The sequence below is a fragment of the Mycobacterium sp. Aquia_213 genome (assembly GCF_026625985.1).
In the GTDB taxonomy this organism is placed as follows: domain Bacteria; phylum Actinomycetota; class Actinomycetes; order Mycobacteriales; family Mycobacteriaceae; genus Mycobacterium.
Window position 1 is genome coordinate 2,171,171 of the sequence record NZ_CP113116.1, and the last position, 16,856, is coordinate 2,188,026.

Annotated in this window: 18 protein-coding genes; 7 read left to right on the top strand and 11 right to left on the bottom strand. The window is 65.2% G+C overall.

The window, feature by feature from the left end:
* The first annotated feature begins 30 nt into the window (after window positions 1-30).
* Window positions 31-1,005 (top strand): LLM class flavin-dependent oxidoreductase, encoded by a 975-nt coding sequence (locus LMQ14_RS10135; protein WP_267734607.1) that lies wholly within the window; start codon window positions 31-33, stop codon window positions 1,003-1,005.
* A gap of 5 nt (window positions 1,006-1,010) precedes the next feature.
* On the opposite strand, the gene LMQ14_RS10140 is transcribed toward LMQ14_RS10135, so the two are convergent.
* On the bottom strand, window positions 1,011-1,796 hold the full coding sequence (locus LMQ14_RS10140) for a spirocyclase AveC family protein (protein WP_267734608.1): 786 nt from the start codon (window positions 1,794-1,796) through the stop codon (window positions 1,011-1,013).
* A gap of 227 nt (window positions 1,797-2,023) precedes the next feature.
* Here LMQ14_RS10140 and LMQ14_RS10145 point away from each other — a divergent pair, with 227 nt between their 5' ends.
* Complete coding sequence (locus LMQ14_RS10145; RefSeq protein WP_267734609.1) at window positions 2,024-2,674, top strand: TetR/AcrR family transcriptional regulator; 651 nt, start codon at window positions 2,024-2,026, stop codon at window positions 2,672-2,674.
* A 15-nt stretch (window positions 2,675-2,689) separates the two neighbouring features.
* On the top strand, window positions 2,690-3,889 hold the full coding sequence (locus LMQ14_RS10150) for a cytochrome P450 (RefSeq protein WP_267734610.1): 1,200 nt from the start codon (window positions 2,690-2,692) through the stop codon (window positions 3,887-3,889).
* Between the two features lie 11 nt (window positions 3,890-3,900).
* Here the strand turns inward: LMQ14_RS10150 and LMQ14_RS10155 are convergent, their stop codons facing one another.
* The 6 genes from LMQ14_RS10155 to LMQ14_RS10180 form a co-directional block, all read right to left on the bottom strand.
* Window positions 3,901-5,112 (bottom strand): MFS transporter, encoded by a 1,212-nt coding sequence (locus LMQ14_RS10155; RefSeq protein ID WP_267734611.1) that lies wholly within the window; start codon window positions 5,110-5,112, stop codon window positions 3,901-3,903.
* Between the two features lie 46 nt (window positions 5,113-5,158).
* Window positions 5,159-6,148 carry an alpha/beta fold hydrolase gene (locus tag LMQ14_RS10160; RefSeq protein WP_267734612.1) on the bottom strand — a complete coding sequence of 330 codons (990 nt, stop codon included), beginning with the start codon at window positions 6,146-6,148 and terminating at the stop codon, window positions 5,159-5,161.
* Between the two features lie 59 nt (window positions 6,149-6,207).
* Window positions 6,208-6,726, bottom strand: a complete 519-nt coding sequence (locus LMQ14_RS10165; protein WP_267734613.1) for a lipoprotein LpqH — start codon at window positions 6,724-6,726, stop codon at window positions 6,208-6,210.
* Window positions 6,727-6,824: 98 nt separating this feature from the next.
* Window positions 6,825-7,547 (bottom strand): hypothetical protein, encoded by a 723-nt coding sequence (locus LMQ14_RS10170; RefSeq protein WP_324291135.1) that lies wholly within the window; start codon window positions 7,545-7,547, stop codon window positions 6,825-6,827.
* Window positions 7,547-8,416: an LLM class F420-dependent oxidoreductase gene (locus LMQ14_RS10175; protein WP_267734615.1), complete on the bottom strand. Its 870-nt coding sequence runs from the start codon at window positions 8,414-8,416 to the stop codon at window positions 7,547-7,549. The genes LMQ14_RS10170 and LMQ14_RS10175 overlap by 1 nt, the downstream gene beginning before the upstream one ends.
* Window positions 8,413-9,195, bottom strand: coding sequence for an SDR family NAD(P)-dependent oxidoreductase (locus tag LMQ14_RS10180; protein WP_267734616.1), 783 nt, complete (start codon window positions 9,193-9,195; stop codon window positions 8,413-8,415). Before LMQ14_RS10180 ends, LMQ14_RS10175 begins: the two co-directional genes overlap by 4 nt.
* Window positions 9,196-9,308: 113 nt before the next feature.
* Between LMQ14_RS10180 and LMQ14_RS10185 the strand changes: the two genes are divergently transcribed.
* Window positions 9,309-9,890: a TetR/AcrR family transcriptional regulator gene (locus LMQ14_RS10185; protein ID WP_267734617.1), complete on the top strand. Its 582-nt coding sequence runs from the start codon at window positions 9,309-9,311 to the stop codon at window positions 9,888-9,890.
* A 17-nt stretch (window positions 9,891-9,907) separates the two neighbouring features.
* Window positions 9,908-11,167, top strand: a complete 1,260-nt coding sequence (locus tag LMQ14_RS10190) for a cytochrome P450 (protein ID WP_267734618.1) — start codon at window positions 9,908-9,910, stop codon at window positions 11,165-11,167.
* On the opposite strand, the gene LMQ14_RS10195 is transcribed toward LMQ14_RS10190, so the two are convergent.
* A complete protein-coding gene (locus LMQ14_RS10195) occupies window positions 11,114-11,965 on the bottom strand; it encodes an alpha/beta hydrolase (protein ID WP_267734619.1) in 852 nt (283 codons plus the stop codon). The two genes, LMQ14_RS10190 and LMQ14_RS10195, sit on opposite strands and share 54 nt — an antisense overlap.
* A gap of 130 nt (window positions 11,966-12,095) precedes the next feature.
* Between LMQ14_RS10195 and LMQ14_RS10200 the strand changes: the two genes are divergently transcribed.
* Window positions 12,096-12,947, top strand: a complete 852-nt coding sequence (locus LMQ14_RS10200) for a hypothetical protein (RefSeq protein WP_267734620.1) — start codon at window positions 12,096-12,098, stop codon at window positions 12,945-12,947.
* 9 nt (window positions 12,948-12,956) lie between these two features.
* Here LMQ14_RS10200 and LMQ14_RS10205 read toward each other — a convergent pair whose 3' ends face one another.
* On the bottom strand, window positions 12,957-13,811 hold the full coding sequence (locus LMQ14_RS10205) for a sulfurtransferase (protein ID WP_267734621.1): 855 nt from the start codon (window positions 13,809-13,811) through the stop codon (window positions 12,957-12,959).
* A gap of 112 nt (window positions 13,812-13,923) precedes the next feature.
* On the opposite strand from LMQ14_RS10205, the gene LMQ14_RS10210 reads away from it, so the two are divergent.
* The gene (locus LMQ14_RS10210) at window positions 13,924-14,388 is read left to right on the top strand and encodes a hypothetical protein (RefSeq protein ID WP_267734622.1); all 465 of its coding nucleotides are present in this window, start codon (window positions 13,924-13,926) and stop codon (window positions 14,386-14,388) included.
* Here the strand turns inward: LMQ14_RS10210 and LMQ14_RS10215 are convergent.
* Together LMQ14_RS10215 and LMQ14_RS10220 are read right to left on the bottom strand one after the other, a co-directional pair.
* A complete protein-coding gene (locus LMQ14_RS10215; protein ID WP_267734624.1) occupies window positions 14,385-15,515 on the bottom strand; it encodes a glycosyltransferase in 1,131 nt (376 codons plus the stop codon). The genes LMQ14_RS10210 and LMQ14_RS10215 overlap by 4 nt on opposite strands.
* 162 nt (window positions 15,516-15,677) lie before the next feature.
* The gene (locus tag LMQ14_RS10220) at window positions 15,678-16,826 is read right to left on the bottom strand and encodes an AAA family ATPase (protein ID WP_267734626.1); all 1,149 of its coding nucleotides are present in this window, start codon (window positions 16,824-16,826) and stop codon (window positions 15,678-15,680) included.
* Window positions 16,827-16,856 lie beyond the last annotated feature (30 nt).

Here is a 16,856-nt window from a genome sequence, read left to right on the forward strand (position 1 = left end):
CACAAAGATTAGGCCACCTAGGAGGTTGCCGTGTTCACACTGCGCTTCGATATGCGTGCCCCGTCGTGGGGTGCGCCTCCTGCCGCGCTGTATGCCGCGGTCCCCGAAATGTGCTCCTGGGCCGAGGATCACGGCGGCCTGGCCGCCGTGCTGTGTGAGCATCATGGGTCCGAGGACGGCTACCTGCCGTCGCCGATGATCCTGGCGCCGGCGATCGCGGCGCGCACGCAACGGCTGGCGATGAACCTGATCCTGATTCTGCCGTTCTACGACCCGGTGCGGCTGGCCGAGGACATGTCGGTCCTCGACATCATCAGCGGTGGGCGGGCCATGTACACCATGGCTCTCGGCTACCGGCCCGAGGAGTTCGAACACTTCGGCTTGGCCATCAAGAAGCGTGGCCGCATCGCTGACGAGAAGCTCGGGCTGTTGCGCCGGCTGCTGACCGAAGGAGCCGTCGACGACGACGGACGCCGGATCAACGTGACGCCCGCTCCGCTGACCGCGGGCGGCCCGTCGATGATGTGGGGCGGCGGCACGCTGGCGGCCGCGCGTCGGGCCGGCAGGTATGGCCTGGGCATGCTGGGTAACGCCAACGAGCCCGGCATGCGGGAGGCTTACGAGGAGGCGTGCCGCGAGCACGGCCACGCGCCGGGAACGACGATGTTTCCCGACCGCAACACCCCGTCGGTCGTGTTCGTCGCCGACGACTTGGACCAGGCCTGGAAAGAGATCGGCGAGCATCTGCTGCACGACGTGCGGACTTATGCCGCGTGGAATCCCGGGGACGAGACGACGGCCGGTTTCAGTCACGTGAAGACCGTCGACGAGCTGCGTGCCGCACCCACGTCGCACATCATTATCGATGTGGCAGAGGCGATCTCGCGGGTGAAAGCCGGTCAGGTGCTCAACCTGTCGCCGTTGTGCGGCGGGCTGCCACCGGACATCGCGTGGCCGTACCTCAAACGTGTCGGCGAAGTGGTGTTGCCCCAGGCGCTTTCGTAGCGGCACTACTTGGGTTGGTTCGGTACGCCCGGGTATAGCTGCTCGGTCGGGCCCACCGTCACCAGACCGGCCAGTTTGGTGATGAGATGGGGCGCAAAGACCGCGCCGTACAACAGGTTTCCGAAGACGATGACGGTGACAACGGACAGCACCGACGATTGCACGCGACTCTTCGTCTTCGTGTCAGCCCACGCCTCGACGATATTGCGTCCCTCGGAATCGGTCCGCCCCAAGAGGTAGGTGAAGACCATCATCTGGATGCCCATGGCGAGCGAGTCGTAGAGCGGGTACTGGTGCTTGGTCCCCTCGAAGATGGCGAGACCCGGAATCACGTAGCCGTAGTAGAAGTTGCCGAGCTGGGCGCCGGTGAAGGCGTTGAAGAACAGAGCCCAGCAGAACCCGACGGCCAGGCCGACCACCAGGAGGGTGATTGGCCTGCGCCAGCCGAACTTTGCGCTCAGCCAACGTCCGAGTGCGGCACCGGTCAGCCCGGGAATCACGAAGTAGGAGACGTAGCCGATGGGTACCGCGGAGGGCAAGCCGCCCCAGGTGACGTTCATCGGCCACCAGGACGGCATTCGGGGCAGCGCCGGCGGGAATTGGGCATACATTGCCCAGTCGTACGGTGACTCGATCCAGGAGAACGAGATCGCCGAGAGGCTGAGAAGCAGCAGGGGGTGGATGCGCCGGCGACGGTAGCTCAGGTAGATCCCGGCGACCAGGAACACGGCGCTGCTGATGTACGAGAAGTACATCGCCCCCGCCATGATGGGCGTCATTTCGGTGTTCACTGGCGGCCCTCGTCACTCGGCGCGCGACGCGCCTCGGGATCGAAGCGAAGTACCAGCCCGAATATCAAGATGATCAGGCCGAACAGCGTGCCAAGCATGATGACAGCGCCCATGGTGTCACCCTTTCGATGGTGCGCGATTTAAGATAGTGGATACTATCCTATTTAGATAGTGGATACTATCCCCAAAGCGGTCGACCGCAAGGCCGTTCCAAGGAGTGGACATCGGTGCCCCAGCGAGCAATTAAGCAGCCAATACCGGCCACGGTGGCGCGTCGGCCCCGCGGCGAGCCGCGCCGGCTGCTGCTTGACGCCGCGCGGGAACTCTTCGCCGGCCAGGACTATCGCAGCACCACAACGCGGGAGATCGCCCAGGCCGCCGGCGTCACCGAACACTTGCTGTTCCGCAATTTCGGTTCGAAGGCGGCGCTGTTCCGCGAGGCGCTTGTCGTGCCCTTCGTCAGCTTCGTCGACGAGTTCGGCCAGACCTGGCAGTCGGTGAAAACCGAGGAGACCGACGAACAGGAGCTGACCCGGCTTTTCGTCTCGCAGCTCTACGACGTATTCGTCGAACACCAGGGTCTGCTGTTGACGCTGATGGCGGCCGACAGCCTCAGCGACGAGGAAAAGGCTGACGCCGGCATCGCCGAGATCCGCCGCGCCGTCACGGTGCTCGGCCAAATCAGCGTGGAAGGAATGCAATTGCGGGGGTTGCGGTCCGACCACCCGGACCTTCCGGCCCACTCAACGGTTTCGATGATCGCGGGAATGGCCGCGCTGCGGTCGACCTACTTTGGCGATAAGCCACCGCCGCGAGCGGTGATCGTTGAGGAACTTGTTCAAGCACTCTTGCACGGCTTCTTGCACCGCAACGACTGAGTTAGGGATCCGACAATGACAAGCCCCAGCGCCGTTGAGTTGTATTACGACCCATTTGATGTCGACATCGACTCGAACCCGTACCCGGTGTGGAAGCGCATGCGTGAGGAAGCGCCGCTGTACTACAACGAAAAGTACAACTTCTTCGCGCTGAGTCGATACGACGACGTGTCGCGTGAACTGCACAACTGGGAGACCTACCGGTCCGGCCGCGGGACCACCGCCGACATTCTGTTCGCGAATATCGAAGTGCCACCGGGCATTCTGCTGTTCGAGGACCCGCCGCTGCACGACCTGCACCGCAAACTGCTGTCCCGGGTTTTCACCCCCCGGCGCATGCTGGCGGTCGAGGAGATGGTGCGCGGCTTCTGCGTGCGCGAGCTTGACCCACTGGTCGGCGGCAGTGGCTTCGATTTCATCCGCGACCTGGGCGCGATGATGCCGATGCGGACCATTGGATATCTGTTGGGCATCCCCGAAGCGGATCAGGAGAAGATTCGGGACCGCAGTATCGCCAACATTGAGATGACCAAGGACAGCGACCCCGCCGCGGTCGATGCGAGTGTGTTCGCGAATACCATCGGCCTGTTCGCCGAGTACATCGAATGGCGGGCCGATAACCCTTCCGATGACCTGATGACCGAACTGCTGCGGGCCGAGGTCGACGAGGGCGACGGCAAGCGCCCCCTGACGCGCACCGAGGTGCTGTCCTACACCGCGATGATCGCCGGTGCCGGCAACGAAACCACCGCTCGCTTAATCGGTTTCATGGGTCAGCTGCTGTCCGACCACCCGGACGCGCGCCGTGAGCTTGCCTCGGACCACTCGCTGATCCCCGGTGCGATCGAGGAGACGCTGCGTTACGAACCGCCGTCGCCGGTGCAGGCGCGCTACGTCGCGCAGGATGCCGAGCTGTACGGTCGCGCGATTCCCGAGGGATCGTTCATGCTGCTGCTGAACGCGTCGGCCAACCGCGACGAGAGCCAGTTCGCCGATCCGGACCGCTACGACATACACCGCGGCGGAAGCCATCTCAGCTTCGGGCAGGGCCTGCACTTCTGCTTGGGCTCGGCGCTGGCGCGGTTGGAAGGGCGAGTGGCGTTCGAAGAGGTGCTCAAACGCTGGCCCGACTGGGAAGTCGACTACGCGAACGCCCAACGGGCGCATACTGCGAGCGTCCGCGGCTGGGCACGCTTGCCTGTTGTGGTGGGGTGATAACGACGTTGCTAGCGACTGGCCGGGCGCAACATGCCCGAGGCGACGACGGCGAAGGCCATCCACACGGCGGCATAGCTGAAGGCAACTGCCGGCGAAGCCACGGTATACAGCACGCCCGCGACGACGGTCGCCACCACGTCGCCTGCTGCCTGGACCGCGCCCAGCACACCGAACCCGCTGCCGCGCAGGCGATCCGGTAGCAGTTGCGACACGACGGCAGATTGGGTTGGCTCGGCAAGCCCGATGCCCGCCCCGGCCAGCGCGAAGCCTAAGGCGATGATCACCGGATTATGTGCCCCGGCGGCAAACACCAGGTAGCCAATCACGTAGACGGCAGCGCCGGTGGCGAATACAGCGCGAGGTCCGGCCTGGTCGTACCATCGGCCCGCGACCAGCGAGGCAACTGTGGCGACCACGTTGTGAAGGGCGTAGATCAGGATCGCCAGTGATGTCGCCGCGGTCACCGTGCGCTCCGGCGAGGTAAGCAACTGGGTGGAGCGCAGGATCAAGAGTGTCGTTGCGATATTGCCGAATTCGAACAGGGCCACCGGGAGCAGCGCCCTGAGCATGCCGGCATCGCGCAGCGCGCCGAACTCGAATCGCCGCTTGACCGCGGGGCTGCCGGCCTGCTTGTGGCGACGGGCTTCGCGGGCGGCGATCAGGATCGCGACGGCAGCGAACAGTCCGGGAATCACCGCCAGGCACAGCGTAGTCCGAATGCCCACCCAGGCCACCAGCCCGGCCGCCAGCAGCGGTCCCACCACTGCACCGAGGTTGTCACCGGCACGCTCGAGCCCGAATGTTCTGCCGCGCGCCCACTCTGGGCTCAGGGATGACAGCAGTGCATCGCGCGACGGCGACCGCACACCGCGCGACATCCACGCGAGGGCGCGAAAGAAGCCGGCCTGCCATACCGTCGCTGTCACGCCGATCGCTCCGGTCGCCAAAGCGGTAGCCAGGTAACCGCCGGACGCGATGCGTCCACGACGGTCGGGGTCATTCGCGAGTGGTCCGCCGACCAGTTTCATTACACCAATCAGTGCGTCGCTGACGCCGTCGACCACACCAAGGGCCGCGGCGGAGGCCCCCAGCGTCCCAGTCAGAAACGTGGGCAATACCGAGGTCGTCACTTCGTGGCTCGCATCGGAGAAAAAGCTCGTCGCTCCGACAGCCCCGACGCCGGGAGTGAGCCACTTTTGGTCGCCAGGTTGCTCGGTCATAGCAGCGACATAACCACGGTTCGTCAAAAACCGGCGAATGCAACGCTTAGAGAATGCTTTGATCCACCAGGACCGCGCCGTCGGGCTGGTTCCCGAGTGTGTGCAGCGCAATGTCCTCGTCTTGGACGGTCAGCAGGACGATCTGAGCCAATTGCCGGGGAGCGTCGCACTGCACGTAGTGGTCGGCGCCCGGCACCACCCAGTAGCGGTTTCGGCCTGGCTTGGTCTTGAGGTACGTCTGCCAAACGTGGTTCGGGACCCGCAGCGGCGCGACGTTGTCGTGCAATCCCCACACCACGGTGGTGTTCACATCGCTGGTGGAAAGTGCTTCAAGCCAATTGGTTTCGTCGGCGGCGCGCTCGTTCAGATACTGGATCGTGTCGGGTAGCACCCGGATGCCGTCGTTGTGGGCGAAGCATTTGGCCAGCGCGGCGATTTCGGGGTCGGTCAATTTCCTTCTCGGCATGAAGGTGCTGGCCCCCATGCCGGCCGCCAGGGTCTCCGGTGTCGTCGCGTCGGCGGTGGCGCGCCCCGTTTCAGGGTCGAGCAGCGCGGTTTGAAACAGCGTCAGATTCGCCAGCGGAAGGTAGATGTTGGCGTTGGTCAAGATGAGGTCGAGGGGGACCGCTGCTGGGTCCAGCGCCGCCAACATGCCCAGCGCGACCATGCCGACACTGCTGCCGCGATCATGGGTGAGCATGCGAAACTCGGCCAGCTTCCACACGTCGGTGATCGCGTGCACAAGCAGGCGTGCATCGTCGTACAACGAATACACGTACGGATGCGGCGGCTTGTCCGACAGTCCGTAACCCGGAAAGTCCAGCGCGTAGATATCGAAATCGGAGCTCAGCTCATGCGCCAAGTCGAAGAAATCGATGCTCGACGTCGGAAAGCCATGAACGAGCACGAGCGCCGGTGCCCCGGGTGTGCCGAAGCGGCGACTGAACACCCCGACTTCCTGACCCTCGTTGGCGGCGGTCGTCGACCGCCAGCGAAGTTCGGTACCGCCCTTTTGCCACTCCGCGAAGATGTCCAAGCTGCCAGCATCCCAGAGGCGATCGTGGTTAGACAACCGGTGTTTCGCCACACCGTCGTTCACGGGCAGGTCACATGTATCCCGAATGTGACCTGTCGCATACCGGTTTGGCCCGGCATGGTCCCCTGCCCGTTGCCGGTGATCGTATAGCTCTTGCCGTCTTTGGCGACGATTACCTGGTTCACGGATTGGGTCGGTTGATAGGGCAGTTGGTACTGACCGTTTCCGACTTTCAGTGAAATCGAAAAGCCGTCAACGCTTGGCGGCTTTTCGTCCGACAGCGCGAACGACAACGATGCCGAATCGTCATGAACGCTGATGCGTGTCGTCAGATCCCCCGACTCCGGAGGTGTTGCATGCGGTGCCGAAGCCGAACTGGAGCACTCGACTTTGGAGGTAATCGTGTGCGAGTGCTGGTCCAGCATGACGGTTGTGTTTGACGGAGCCGGACTCGAGCTGGCGGGCGACGCGGGCTTGCCGCCGTTGTTGGAACAGGCCGACAGGCCGGCGGCCAGCACGACCACGCCGAGCCCGGCAACACGACGGCTGATCCGCCGCCGAGCGTCCGGATTCTTCATCGCAAGTCCTCCTAGAGGTCTTTCTCCGAAGGCGCGCACCGCGCCGTGCCTACCGTAGCCGCATCGACGCAGTTCAGTGCGTGCTGGCCCACATCGGGCTACGGCCAGGCTTCCCAATGGATCATTGTGCGCAGCGGACCGGCGAATACGGGTCGCACCGCGCGCGATCGCCAACGCTCTTCGACGAGCGGCGCCAGGGCAGCCGTCGTGCTGAGCGGGTCGCCGTCAAGGTAGACGACGGTGATGTATTGATGGTCGGCGCGCCAGCCGCGGGGTAAATGGCTCCATCCGGTGCTCGAACCGAATGTCCAGGCGCCCGCGGTGCCGGGTGTGGCGAGCAGCGCGGGGATGTGTTCGGCGTGCAGCCATTGCAGCCATGCGTTCGAGCGGCCGTCGGTGGGCTCCTCGACGATCAGCAGGATTCCGCGGTGCGGCCGGAACGGCACCACCTCAGCGGAAATCAGAGCGTGCGGCGAGGAGTGCCACTGCAGCAGGCGTAGCCCCGCGATTTGCAGCAGCGGCCGCGCGACGGGAAAGCGACCGTTCTCCCGCAGTTCACGGCCGAGTGTCACAAAGTCATCGAAGGTTTCTTCAACGGGGTCGCTCACCAGATAGTGCACGACATTGCCGATCTCGCCCAACGGTCCGTCGGCCGCCAGGCGATGGTTGAGGTAATCGCCGTCTGCAATCCAGCGCAATCCGTGCACGATGCCCGGAAGCTGATATTGCTCCGGCATGTGATCGAGCAGGTGCCAACGCAGATAACCGCTTTCGTCGTCGGACGCAGCGGTGAGGCTGAATATGCCTGCCTTGACCCGGATCACGTGGGATGGACCTCGGCCAGTGCCTGCAGATTTTCCAGGTAATGCTGCAGCGATTTATGCCTGAACCACGCGCTGATGATGGTCGCGCCGTGCGCGGCCGTCTCGGCGAGTATCTCGCGGGTGCGTTCGGGATCATTGATCGGATCCAGCGGCTTCGGCGGCGGCAGCACCACCTCGAAGCCAGCCGGAAGCTCGAAGCGGCCCAACCATTCTCGGGCCTGCGGCAGCGACACATTGAAGGGCGCCCACCCGTCGGCCAGGGTTGCGGCGCGGCGCAGTGATCGCAGCGTGCGTCCACCAATCCAGATGGGGACGTGGGCCTGGACCGCGCACGGGTCGACGACCATGCCATCGAACGAATAGAACTCGCCGTGGTAGACGGGTTCGGGGACCGACAGCGATGCCCGCAGCGCCCGCAGCGCGTCGTCGCCGCGCGGTCCGCGGTCGTCGTAAGCAGCTCCGAGGAGGTCGAATTCCTCTTTCAGGCTGCCGACGCCGACGCCGAGAATGAGCCGGCCATTGCTAACTTTGTCCAACGTGCCGTAGCGCTTGGCGATTTCCAGCGGGTGGTGGTAGGCGAGGACTAACACGTTGGTAGCCAACCGTATTCGCTGGGTGCGTGCGGCCAGGTAGCCCAGCGTGGCCAGCGGATCCCAGTAACGCGTGCCCCGGTGTTGCTGTTCAAGCACGGCCGGCAGCGCGACGTGCTCGCTGCAGGTCAGGTGGTGATAGCCCAGCCGGTCCGCGGTTTCGGCGATCTGCGCCAGCTCCTCGATCGAAGCGTCCTGCTCCCAGGCGGCACTGGCCTGGGGCATCGTGATCACGACGGGTGTGGACACCGACAGCTTTGCCTGTGGGGTGCTCATCCCTGCATGTACCCTCCGGCGTCGACGGGGATCGATTGCCCTGTGATGGTTCGGCTCTCGTCACTGGCCAAGAACAACGCCAGGTTGGCCACGTCGTCCGGTGACGAAATATCGCGCAGCGCGACGTCTTTGAGGGACTTCGCGCGCACGGCCTCGACATCGAGACCTTTTTCATCGGCCGTGCGCTGCACCCAGTTGCGGAACAGGTCGGTGTCGATAGCGCCCGGCACGATGCAGTTGCAGCGGATGCCGTGCGGACCGACCTCGAGCGCAACGGTCTTGGTGAAGGCGCGCAGTGACGCCTTCGCGGTGACGTAATGGGTCTTGCGGACGATACCGTTGTAGCCCGCGGTGGAGGAGAAGTTCAGGATGACTCCGCTGCGGCGTTGCAGCATCGACTGGTTGAGCACTTCGCGGGTACACAGCATCGCCGCGGTGACATCGATCGCGATCGTGGCGTTCCAGTTGTCGAGCGTCTGTTCCCAGATCCAGCGGTCTTTTCCCGGGGAGGCGGCGTTGTTGCAGAGAATGTCGACTTGTCCGAATTCGTCCACCGCGCGGGCCACCATGGCGGCGACGTCCGCCTCGTTGGTGACATCGGCCCGCATCGCGATCGCGCCGGACCCGGCCGCGGCCGCGGCCTCGCGGACCAACTCCTCGCGTCGGGCGGCGAGCAGCACCCGCGCACCTTCCCGGACGAACACCGAACCCAGAACCGTTCCCAGGCCGGTGCTTGCCCCGGTGATAATCGCCACCTTGCCCTCTAGCCGGCCCGTCATTGCGCAAATATTACATAGCGGACTCATTGATTGGGGCGGCCCGATACCGGGTAGATTCTAACCGTGCTCGAATTGATTCGAACGACGATCGAATCTGATGGGAGAATGACGTAGTGGTAGCAACCGGGAATCAGGTCACGGCGGGTGTGCGCCGCGCTTATGGGGGACTCGATCGCGACGAGGTGGTGGTCGCCCTGCGTGACCTGGCGAAGCGGGTGGGCGTGCAGCGCGTGACAATGCGCGAACTCGCCGCTGAACTCGGTGCCGCCGTGCCCTCGGTGTACTACCACGTCCCCAGTAAGCAGACCGCTCTCGAGCTGGTTGCCGAGTCGGTCCTGGCCGAAATCCCGCTCCCGGACGACGGGGCGTGGGACACCAGGCTCATCGAACTCTATTGCGCTGCCAGGGAAATGATCCTCGGCGTGCCCGGCGTCGCGAGCATCTTGCAGACCAGCGTCGGTAGCGAACCCGCCCGCCGGCTCGATCGGCATAGCCGCGGCCTGCTCGCCGAGGCGGGGCTCGCGAAAGCCGCTGCCGCCGCTGCTCATACGGTTTTGTACACGTACCTGCTGGGCTCGATAGCTCTGGAGGAAACCCGCTCCGCTGCCGCCACGCCCCGCGCGAAACGCCAGTCCGCCACCCAATTTCGTGCCGGGCTGGATGTGATCGTCGCCGGAATCAGGTCGTCCTCGTAGGAGGGATGAGTAAGACGATGAGCATTCCAAAGCCGAATGTGTTGGGATCGCTGGTCATCGAGAACCAGCAGACTTCTTTCGATCGCGATGCGGCGGCGGTGCTCGACCCCGACACCTATGTCGGCGGCGCTCCGTTCGAGGCGCTGACCCGGTTGCGGGCCGGTTCACCGGTGCACCCGGTGCAGCTGCCGGGGCTGCCCAGGGCGTGGCTGCTGACGAAGCACGCCGACGTGCGGCTGGTCAGCCGCGACACCGACACCTTCACCAGCAGCAAGGGCAACACCCTGGTCGAGGTCGAGGCGGCACCGAATTCGGCACTGCTGCCCGGCATCGACCCGCCCCGGCACGTCCTCTACCGCAAGCTGATCAACCAGGGCTTCACGGTCCGCAATGTGCAGCGGCTGGAACCGCAGATGCGCAAAGTCGCCCGCGACATCGTCGCCGACATCACGGCCAAGGGCGAATTCGACGCCGTGACAGACATTTCCGCGGAGATGTCGTTGCAGGTGATCGCCGACGTGCTCGGCGTTCCCGCCGAAGACCGGATGGAGGTCTTCCGGTGGAGTAACGCGATCGGAAGCCTGGGCATCGAAGACCCCGACTATGCTCCGACGCCGGAAGCCCTTGGCCAGGCAGCCACCGAAATGTTCTCCTACTGTGCGGAATTGGTGGCACACCGACGCAAGCACGGGCTCACCGACGACATCTTGTCGGCATTGCTGGCCGCCGAGGTCGACGGCGAGAAGCTCAACCGCGACCAGCTGAACGAGTTCTTCCTGCTGCTGGCGATCGCCGGCAACGAAACCACTCGCAATACCCTGAGCCACGGGGTGTTGGCGCTATCCGAACACCCCGAGCAGCAGGCCCTGCTCGCCGGCGATCGAGAAGCCGTCAAACCGGCAGTGGAGGAACTACTGCGCTGGGCCACACCGGTGATGCATTTTCGTCGCACCGTCACCCGCGACGTCGAAATCCGTGGGCAGCAGATCCCCGCCGGCGATTGGGTGTTGCTGCACTACTTGTCGGCCAATCGCGACGAGGAGGTGTTCGATCGAGCCGACGAGTTCGACGTCACCCGACCGGATGCCGGTCATGCCGCATTCGGTGGCGGGGGAGTGCACTTCTGTCTCGGCGCTCAGCTCGCCCGTCTGGAACTGCACGTCATGCTCGAGGAGCTCTACCCGAACGTGCCGGGCCTGACGGTCACCGGCCCACCCGACCGGCTACGCTCGTCGTTCTTCCACGGCATCAAACGGCTGCCCTGCACCACCGGTTGATTTACGTTGCACGGCAATCGTTTCCAGCCAGGAATGAATTCTTTCGGCCACGGCGATCCAGCCGGGATCGAGCATCACGTCATGGCTCATGCCGGGGAAGAATTCCGCCTCGGTGCGGTATGCCGCTGCGGTTGAACGGACTTCCTTCTGCGTGAAACACACGTCGTCCTCGGCCCCGAGAACCAGGAGCGGGGCGGTGACGAGCTGAGGTTTGGCCAGGTTCAGCCACAACAGGTCGACCGCGATTCTCAGCGCATATTCTTCGCACAACAGCGAGGTGTAACGGGCCACGTCGGCGTGGGGAGTCGCGGCCGAGAAGAAGGTTTCGCGGGCCAACTCGGGCGTCCCGCCGACGCCACGCAATGACCTGGTTCTGGCCAACGCCGCTGCGGTATGCCACGGGTGCCGTTTGAACCTGCGCGCCAGGAAGCCGGCAATCCCGGTCGGGGGTGCGGAGGCCAACAACACCGCGGCCGGAGCATCGTGTGATTCCAGGTACTTTTGCACCACAAACCCACCCAGCGAGTGGCCCACCACGACCGGCGGTTCGGGAAGGGTTCGCGCCACCGAATCGACGTCGGCAACGAAATCCGCTATTGAACACAACCGCATGGACTTCGGTGCGGTGCTGTTTCCATGGCCGCGAAGGCTCAATGCCAGTGTTCGATAGCCCTTTTCGGCGAAGAAGTCCAAGAAATATTCGTCCCAGCACCAGGCTCCGTGCCAGGCGCCGTGCACGAAAAGCAAAGGCGGTTTGCCAGACTCGCGTTGGGGTGCTCTGTCGATCACTTCGAGCATGGGCTTACTCCTTAGTTGCGCCCTGAGACTAACTTCTGGTGATACTGCCTGTCACGACCAATGGCGATGTCATTCGTCGGGAAAAGGACGATACTGATGTGACGCCGCGGAACCCGAGAAAGTGCCCAACGTGACGGTGGATTCATCCGGACAGCGCACGCTGGTCCTGACGGCCTTTCCCGTCGAGGCCGAGGCGGTGCTGGCCCACACCACGCTCGACCTCGACCCGGTGGTGGTCGCCGACGGTCGGCATTTCTATCTCGGCTCGATCCGCGGCAAGAAGGTCATCGTGGCGATGACCGGCATCGGCTTGGTCAACGCCACCGATACCACCGAGACCGCGTTGACCCGCTTCTCCAGTGCTGTTGGCGCTGTGGTGTTTTCGGGTGTGGCGGGCGGTGCGGCGCGGACCGGCATCGCCGATGTCGCGATACCGGCGCGCTGGACGCTGGACAACGGCACGACATTTCGTCCGGTCGATGCCGGCATGTTGAGTGCTGCCGAGACCCTTTCCGTCGCACTGGAAAGCGCCAAACGGATGCGACGCGAGCCGATGCTGCTGGTCGGTGGCGACGGCTGCAGCTACGACAACAACAACGGGCAGGCGTTCCCAGGTATCCCGCACGGCGGCGGGGTGTTCGGCTGCCAACCCCGAACCGCACCCGATCGCTCATTCTTCTACACCGGCAACTTCTTTCGGGCGGCGTGGCCGTGGCTGAGGCACGGCCTGATCAGCAATGCGAAGGTGGTGTCGGCGGCGGACCCGGCCTTCGATGCGACGGACAGCGAGACCGCCGCGGCGCAGGCCGTTGCGGATGCGCATGGCGTGCCGTTCCTCGGCATCCGCGGAATGTCGGACGGACCGGGTGATCCACTTCGCTTGCCGGGCTTCCCGTTTCAGTTCTTCGTCTACAAGGGGGTCGCCGCGGTCAACGCCGCGCGAGTGACGGCCGCGTTTCTGCAGCGCTGGCCCGGCGCCTGAATGGGCTGGCTATTCGGTGCCGCGGGCGACGGGGTGGCTCGGATCCGAAGACCACTCCGACCACGAGCCCGGATACAGCGCCGCCTCGCAGCCCATCGCGGCGAGCGCCGCGACCGCGATGGCGGCGGTCACGCCCGAGCCGCAGTAGGCGCCCAACGGGCCGGCGCGGTCGATGCCGCGGTCGGACAGCTGCTGGGCGAGCGCGTAGTCGCCGAGAAAGGTGCCGTCGGCCGCCAGCACCGAGCCGCTTGGCAGGTTCCGCGCTCCGGGGATGTGACCCGCGACCGCGTCGACGGGTTCGGTGTCACCGCGATAGCGTTCCGGTGCGCGTGCATCGAGCAGCGTCACGGCGCCCGCGCCGGCTTGTTCGGCCGTCAGGGTGGGTCGAGCGCCGGCATACAAATCATCATGGGGCACAACCACATTCCCCGCCGCCGGGGTGACCGGGCCCGTCTCGAGGCTTCGCCCGGCCGCGCGCCACGCGCCCAGTCCGCCGTCCAGGATGCGGACATTCGCGAGCCCGGCCGCGGTCAACACCCACCACGCCCGCGCCGAACCCGCTCGATTCCAGTCGTCATAGACCACGACCGACGAATCCTGCCGGATACCCCAGCGGCGGGCGGTGGCCTCAAGGCTGTGTCCCGAGGGCAATGGGTGACGCCCGCGTCCGGAAACGGTGTGATCGCTGAGTTCGTCGTCGAGTGACACATAGACCGCACCGGGGAGGTGGCCCTCCAGGTAGGTCGCTCGCCCGTCGGGCTCGTCGAGTCGCCAACGGACATCCAATATGGTCAGCGGATCGCCGGCCTCGATCAGGTCGGCCAGCTCCGTGGCGGTGATCAGCACCCGGTCGCGCGCTTCCACGGTCCACCTCCTCGTTATCTGCCACGAGACTAGCCCCCGGATGAAAAGTGTCTCGGCTCAGCAAACAACGGCGTAGGGTCCGGGTCATCACCGAGCATCGATAGGAGCCGATATGGGCAACGTCTATCGGGTAGCACTCGCGGCGGGCCTCGCACTCGCTGTCGTGACGGCGATACCGGCCAATGCGATGCCAAATACCCAGTGCACGCTGGCGACACCCGTGACGGAAGTGCACAACCTGTCGCAATTGCCACCGGAGCTGGTGAAGCTCTTGCCGCCGATCGCCGATATCGGCGCGCCGTTCAACGCGACAGATTCGGTGAACGATCCGACGTTGCCGTTCCGGCGTCTGATCCGTGCTGGCAACCGAGGCGCCGACTGGTTCGTCTGGTATGAGCACGGCGGCGCGGGCTACTTCTGGCAAGCGGTGGTGGCCCGGGTCGTACCCGGGAGCCCGCCGACGGTGTCGGCGAACGCGGGAACCATTACCGACACCCTGTGCAGTCTCACCGATGGCGCGTTGGTCGGCCACGTCCCGCCCTACCCGCCGGGCTCATGGGGTGCGTCCGACTTTTAGGCGGCTTCGTCCGGCCCGCCGATCACGGGTCCCAACGTGGCGAGCATGCCGGCCGCCGCCCGCTGCCAGGTGAAGTTCTCCGCACGCCGCCGCGCGGAGGTCCGGCGGTGATATTCGGGCAGGCTGATGACCGTGCCGACCGCCCTGGCAATGGCCTCGGGGTGGTTGTCGGCCGATGCGCCACTGTCCGGGGTGATGATCTCGGTGAGCGCCGAAGTGCGGGAGACCACGGCCGGCGTCCCGCATGCCAGCGATTCGAGTGCGGCCAACCCGAAAGTCTCGTGCGGCCCCGGCGCCAGGGTGACGTCTGCCGAGGCCAGCAGCCCGGCGACGGTGTCCCGGCTACTGACGAACCCGGTGAAGTCGATCGGCAGCCCGGTGGCCTGGCGCTGCAACTTGGCCCGCATCGGCCCCTCGCCCATCACGACCAGTCGGGCGTCGACGCCGAAATCGCATAACGCGGCCAGCGCGTCGATGCTGCGGTCCACCCTCTTCTCCACCGACAACCGGCCGCAGTGCACCAGCAGCAGCTGCTGTGGCGTGGCCCATTGCCGGCGGACCAGGGGAGAGTGTCGACTCGGGTGGAAGGTCTTCAAGTCCACGCCCAGCGGCACGGTGACGACGTTCCTTGCGCCGATACGGTCGAATTCTTCGCGCGCGAATCCAGTGGTGCAGACCACGGTGTCGTAGTCGGCGGCGGTACGGCCGTTGGCGAAGTCGGCGAGGCTGCGCGCCGGACGAGGCGGAAGTATTTGTCCGGCAAGGCGATCCAGACGCTCATGCGAAATCATCACCGTCGTGGCGCCGTGTTCGCGGCCCCACCGCCCCAGCGATCTCAGCGTGAGCCGGTCCGAAACTTCCAGGGCGTCGGGTTGCAGCGCTTCCAGCAGTGCCTTGACCGGACCCGGCATCACCGCGCGGTAACCACCGGTGAAGGGAATCAACCAGGCGGGCATAGTGATTCGGACCACACCCGTCGGCAGCAGGGTACGTTCTGCGCGCGGACCGGGAACGATCAGAAACACCTCGTGGCCGTTGGCGCTGTATTCCGCGCCCAATCGATCCACCGCGGTACGAAGGCCGCCGGACCGCGGGCCGTAGAAGTTGGCGACCTGTACAACGCGCATAAGCTGAGGACACGTGGCGGTTGTGTGCACTCAACGATGCAGACCTGTCGTGTGCCTTAACAGTCCATGAATTCCGCTGATAAGCGGTGGTAATGCCGTTCTTCGAAGACCAGTGTGCGTTCAGGGCTTTGAGTGTGCGGCTAGGTCGGCATGGATGCACACTCAGCGGTTGCCCCAGTCCCAGCGCGGCGTGCTCAGCAAATCCTGGCCGGTGATACGGGTTTCGCCCCAGTCCTTATACAGTTCGATCACATCTGCTCCCTCGGCCTGTTCCAGCAGTGAGCGAGAGTGCGTCACGACCACCACTTGAGTCTGCCCGGCCGCGGCGCGGATCAGCGAGGCAAGCGGGCGCACCAGGTCGGGATGCAGCGAGGTCTCCGGCTCGTTGAGCACCATCAGCGATGGCGCTTCGGGGCTCAACAGTGCGGCCGCCCACAGCAGGAATCGTATTGTGCCGTCGGATAATTCGGCCGAGCGCAATGGGCGCAGCATGCCGCGCTGACGCAGCTGAAGGTCGAACAATCCGTCGTGAATGGCGACCGAGATCGTCGCGCCGTCGAATGCGTCTGCGACGACACGACTTAACTCGTCGGACCCCGACTCGAGGATCGTTTGAATCGCCGCGGCCAGGTCGCTGCCGTCGTCGGAGAGCACCGGGGTCCGAGTGCCCACCTGGGGGTGCCGGGCCGGCGCCCCGCCGTCGACCCGAAAGCCGTCGTAGAACCGCCACCCGCGCAGCCGCTCGCGTACGGCCGCGAGTTCGGGAAGCGCGTGCGGGTTCGCATACTCGGCAAGCACGCTGCGGTACAACGGCAGCGAGCGGGAGAGTTCGTCAAAACCGGTGTCCGAGTTGGCGGCTTCGGCGTACACCCGTGACCGGCGCACCAGTGTCGCGCTCGGCCGTAGCACCGGCCCGGCGAACAACAACTCCCGTTTGATCTCGGGATCACGGGCAAAGACGGACTTGCCCGCCGACTGCGGGAGGCCCAGGTCGACGAGATAGCCGAAATCATCTGCAGCAAAGCCCATTTCGAGTGATACGGGTCGGGTGCGGACCGTGCCCTCGGTCTTCTTCGTGCGCCGCGCACCACCCAGTTGCTCGGGCCCGGCCCACAGCACCGATTGCAGCCCGCCCTCGCGGGCCAGCGAGCCGATGACCTCGCCGCGGCCGCAATCCGCCAACAGCCGCAGCGCACGGTATACCGACGACTTTCCCGCGCCATTGGCCCCGGTGATGATCGACAGCCGGCCCAGCGGCAGGATGATCTCGCGCAGCGAGCGGTACCCGCGGATCGCGACCGTCTGCAACATGTCGCCGACTGTACGGTCAACGTCTGACGC

What these genes read in the sequence shown, in the direction of transcription:
- LMQ14_RS10150 (WP_267734610.1), top strand. Translation starts at nt 2,690, where the DNA reads ATGACAAGCCCCAGCGCCGTTGAGTTGTATTACGACCCATTTGATGTC.
- LMQ14_RS10155 (WP_267734611.1), bottom strand. Translation starts at nt 5,112, where the DNA reads ATGACCGAGCAACCTGGCGACCAAAAGTGGCTCACTCCCGGCGTCGGG.
- LMQ14_RS10165 (WP_267734613.1), bottom strand. Translation starts at nt 6,726, where the DNA reads ATGAAGAATCCGGACGCTCGGCGGCGGATCAGCCGTCGTGTTGCCGGG.
- LMQ14_RS10175 (WP_267734615.1), bottom strand. Translation starts at nt 8,416, where the DNA reads ATGAGCACCCCACAGGCAAAGCTGTCGGTGTCCACACCCGTCGTGATC.
- LMQ14_RS10180 (WP_267734616.1), bottom strand. Translation starts at nt 9,195, where the DNA reads ATGACGGGCCGGCTAGAGGGCAAGGTGGCGATTATCACCGGGGCAAGC.
- LMQ14_RS10190 (WP_267734618.1), top strand. Translation starts at nt 9,908, where the DNA reads ATGAGCATTCCAAAGCCGAATGTGTTGGGATCGCTGGTCATCGAGAAC.
- LMQ14_RS10195 (WP_267734619.1), bottom strand. Translation starts at nt 11,965, where the DNA reads ATGCTCGAAGTGATCGACAGAGCACCCCAACGCGAGTCTGGCAAACCG.
- LMQ14_RS10210 (WP_267734622.1), top strand. Translation starts at nt 13,924, where the DNA reads ATGGGCAACGTCTATCGGGTAGCACTCGCGGCGGGCCTCGCACTCGCT.
- LMQ14_RS10215 (WP_267734624.1), bottom strand. Translation starts at nt 15,515, where the DNA reads ATGCGCGTTGTACAGGTCGCCAACTTCTACGGCCCGCGGTCCGGCGGC.
- LMQ14_RS10220 (WP_267734626.1), bottom strand. Translation starts at nt 16,826, where the DNA reads ATGTTGCAGACGGTCGCGATCCGCGGGTACCGCTCGCTGCGCGAGATC.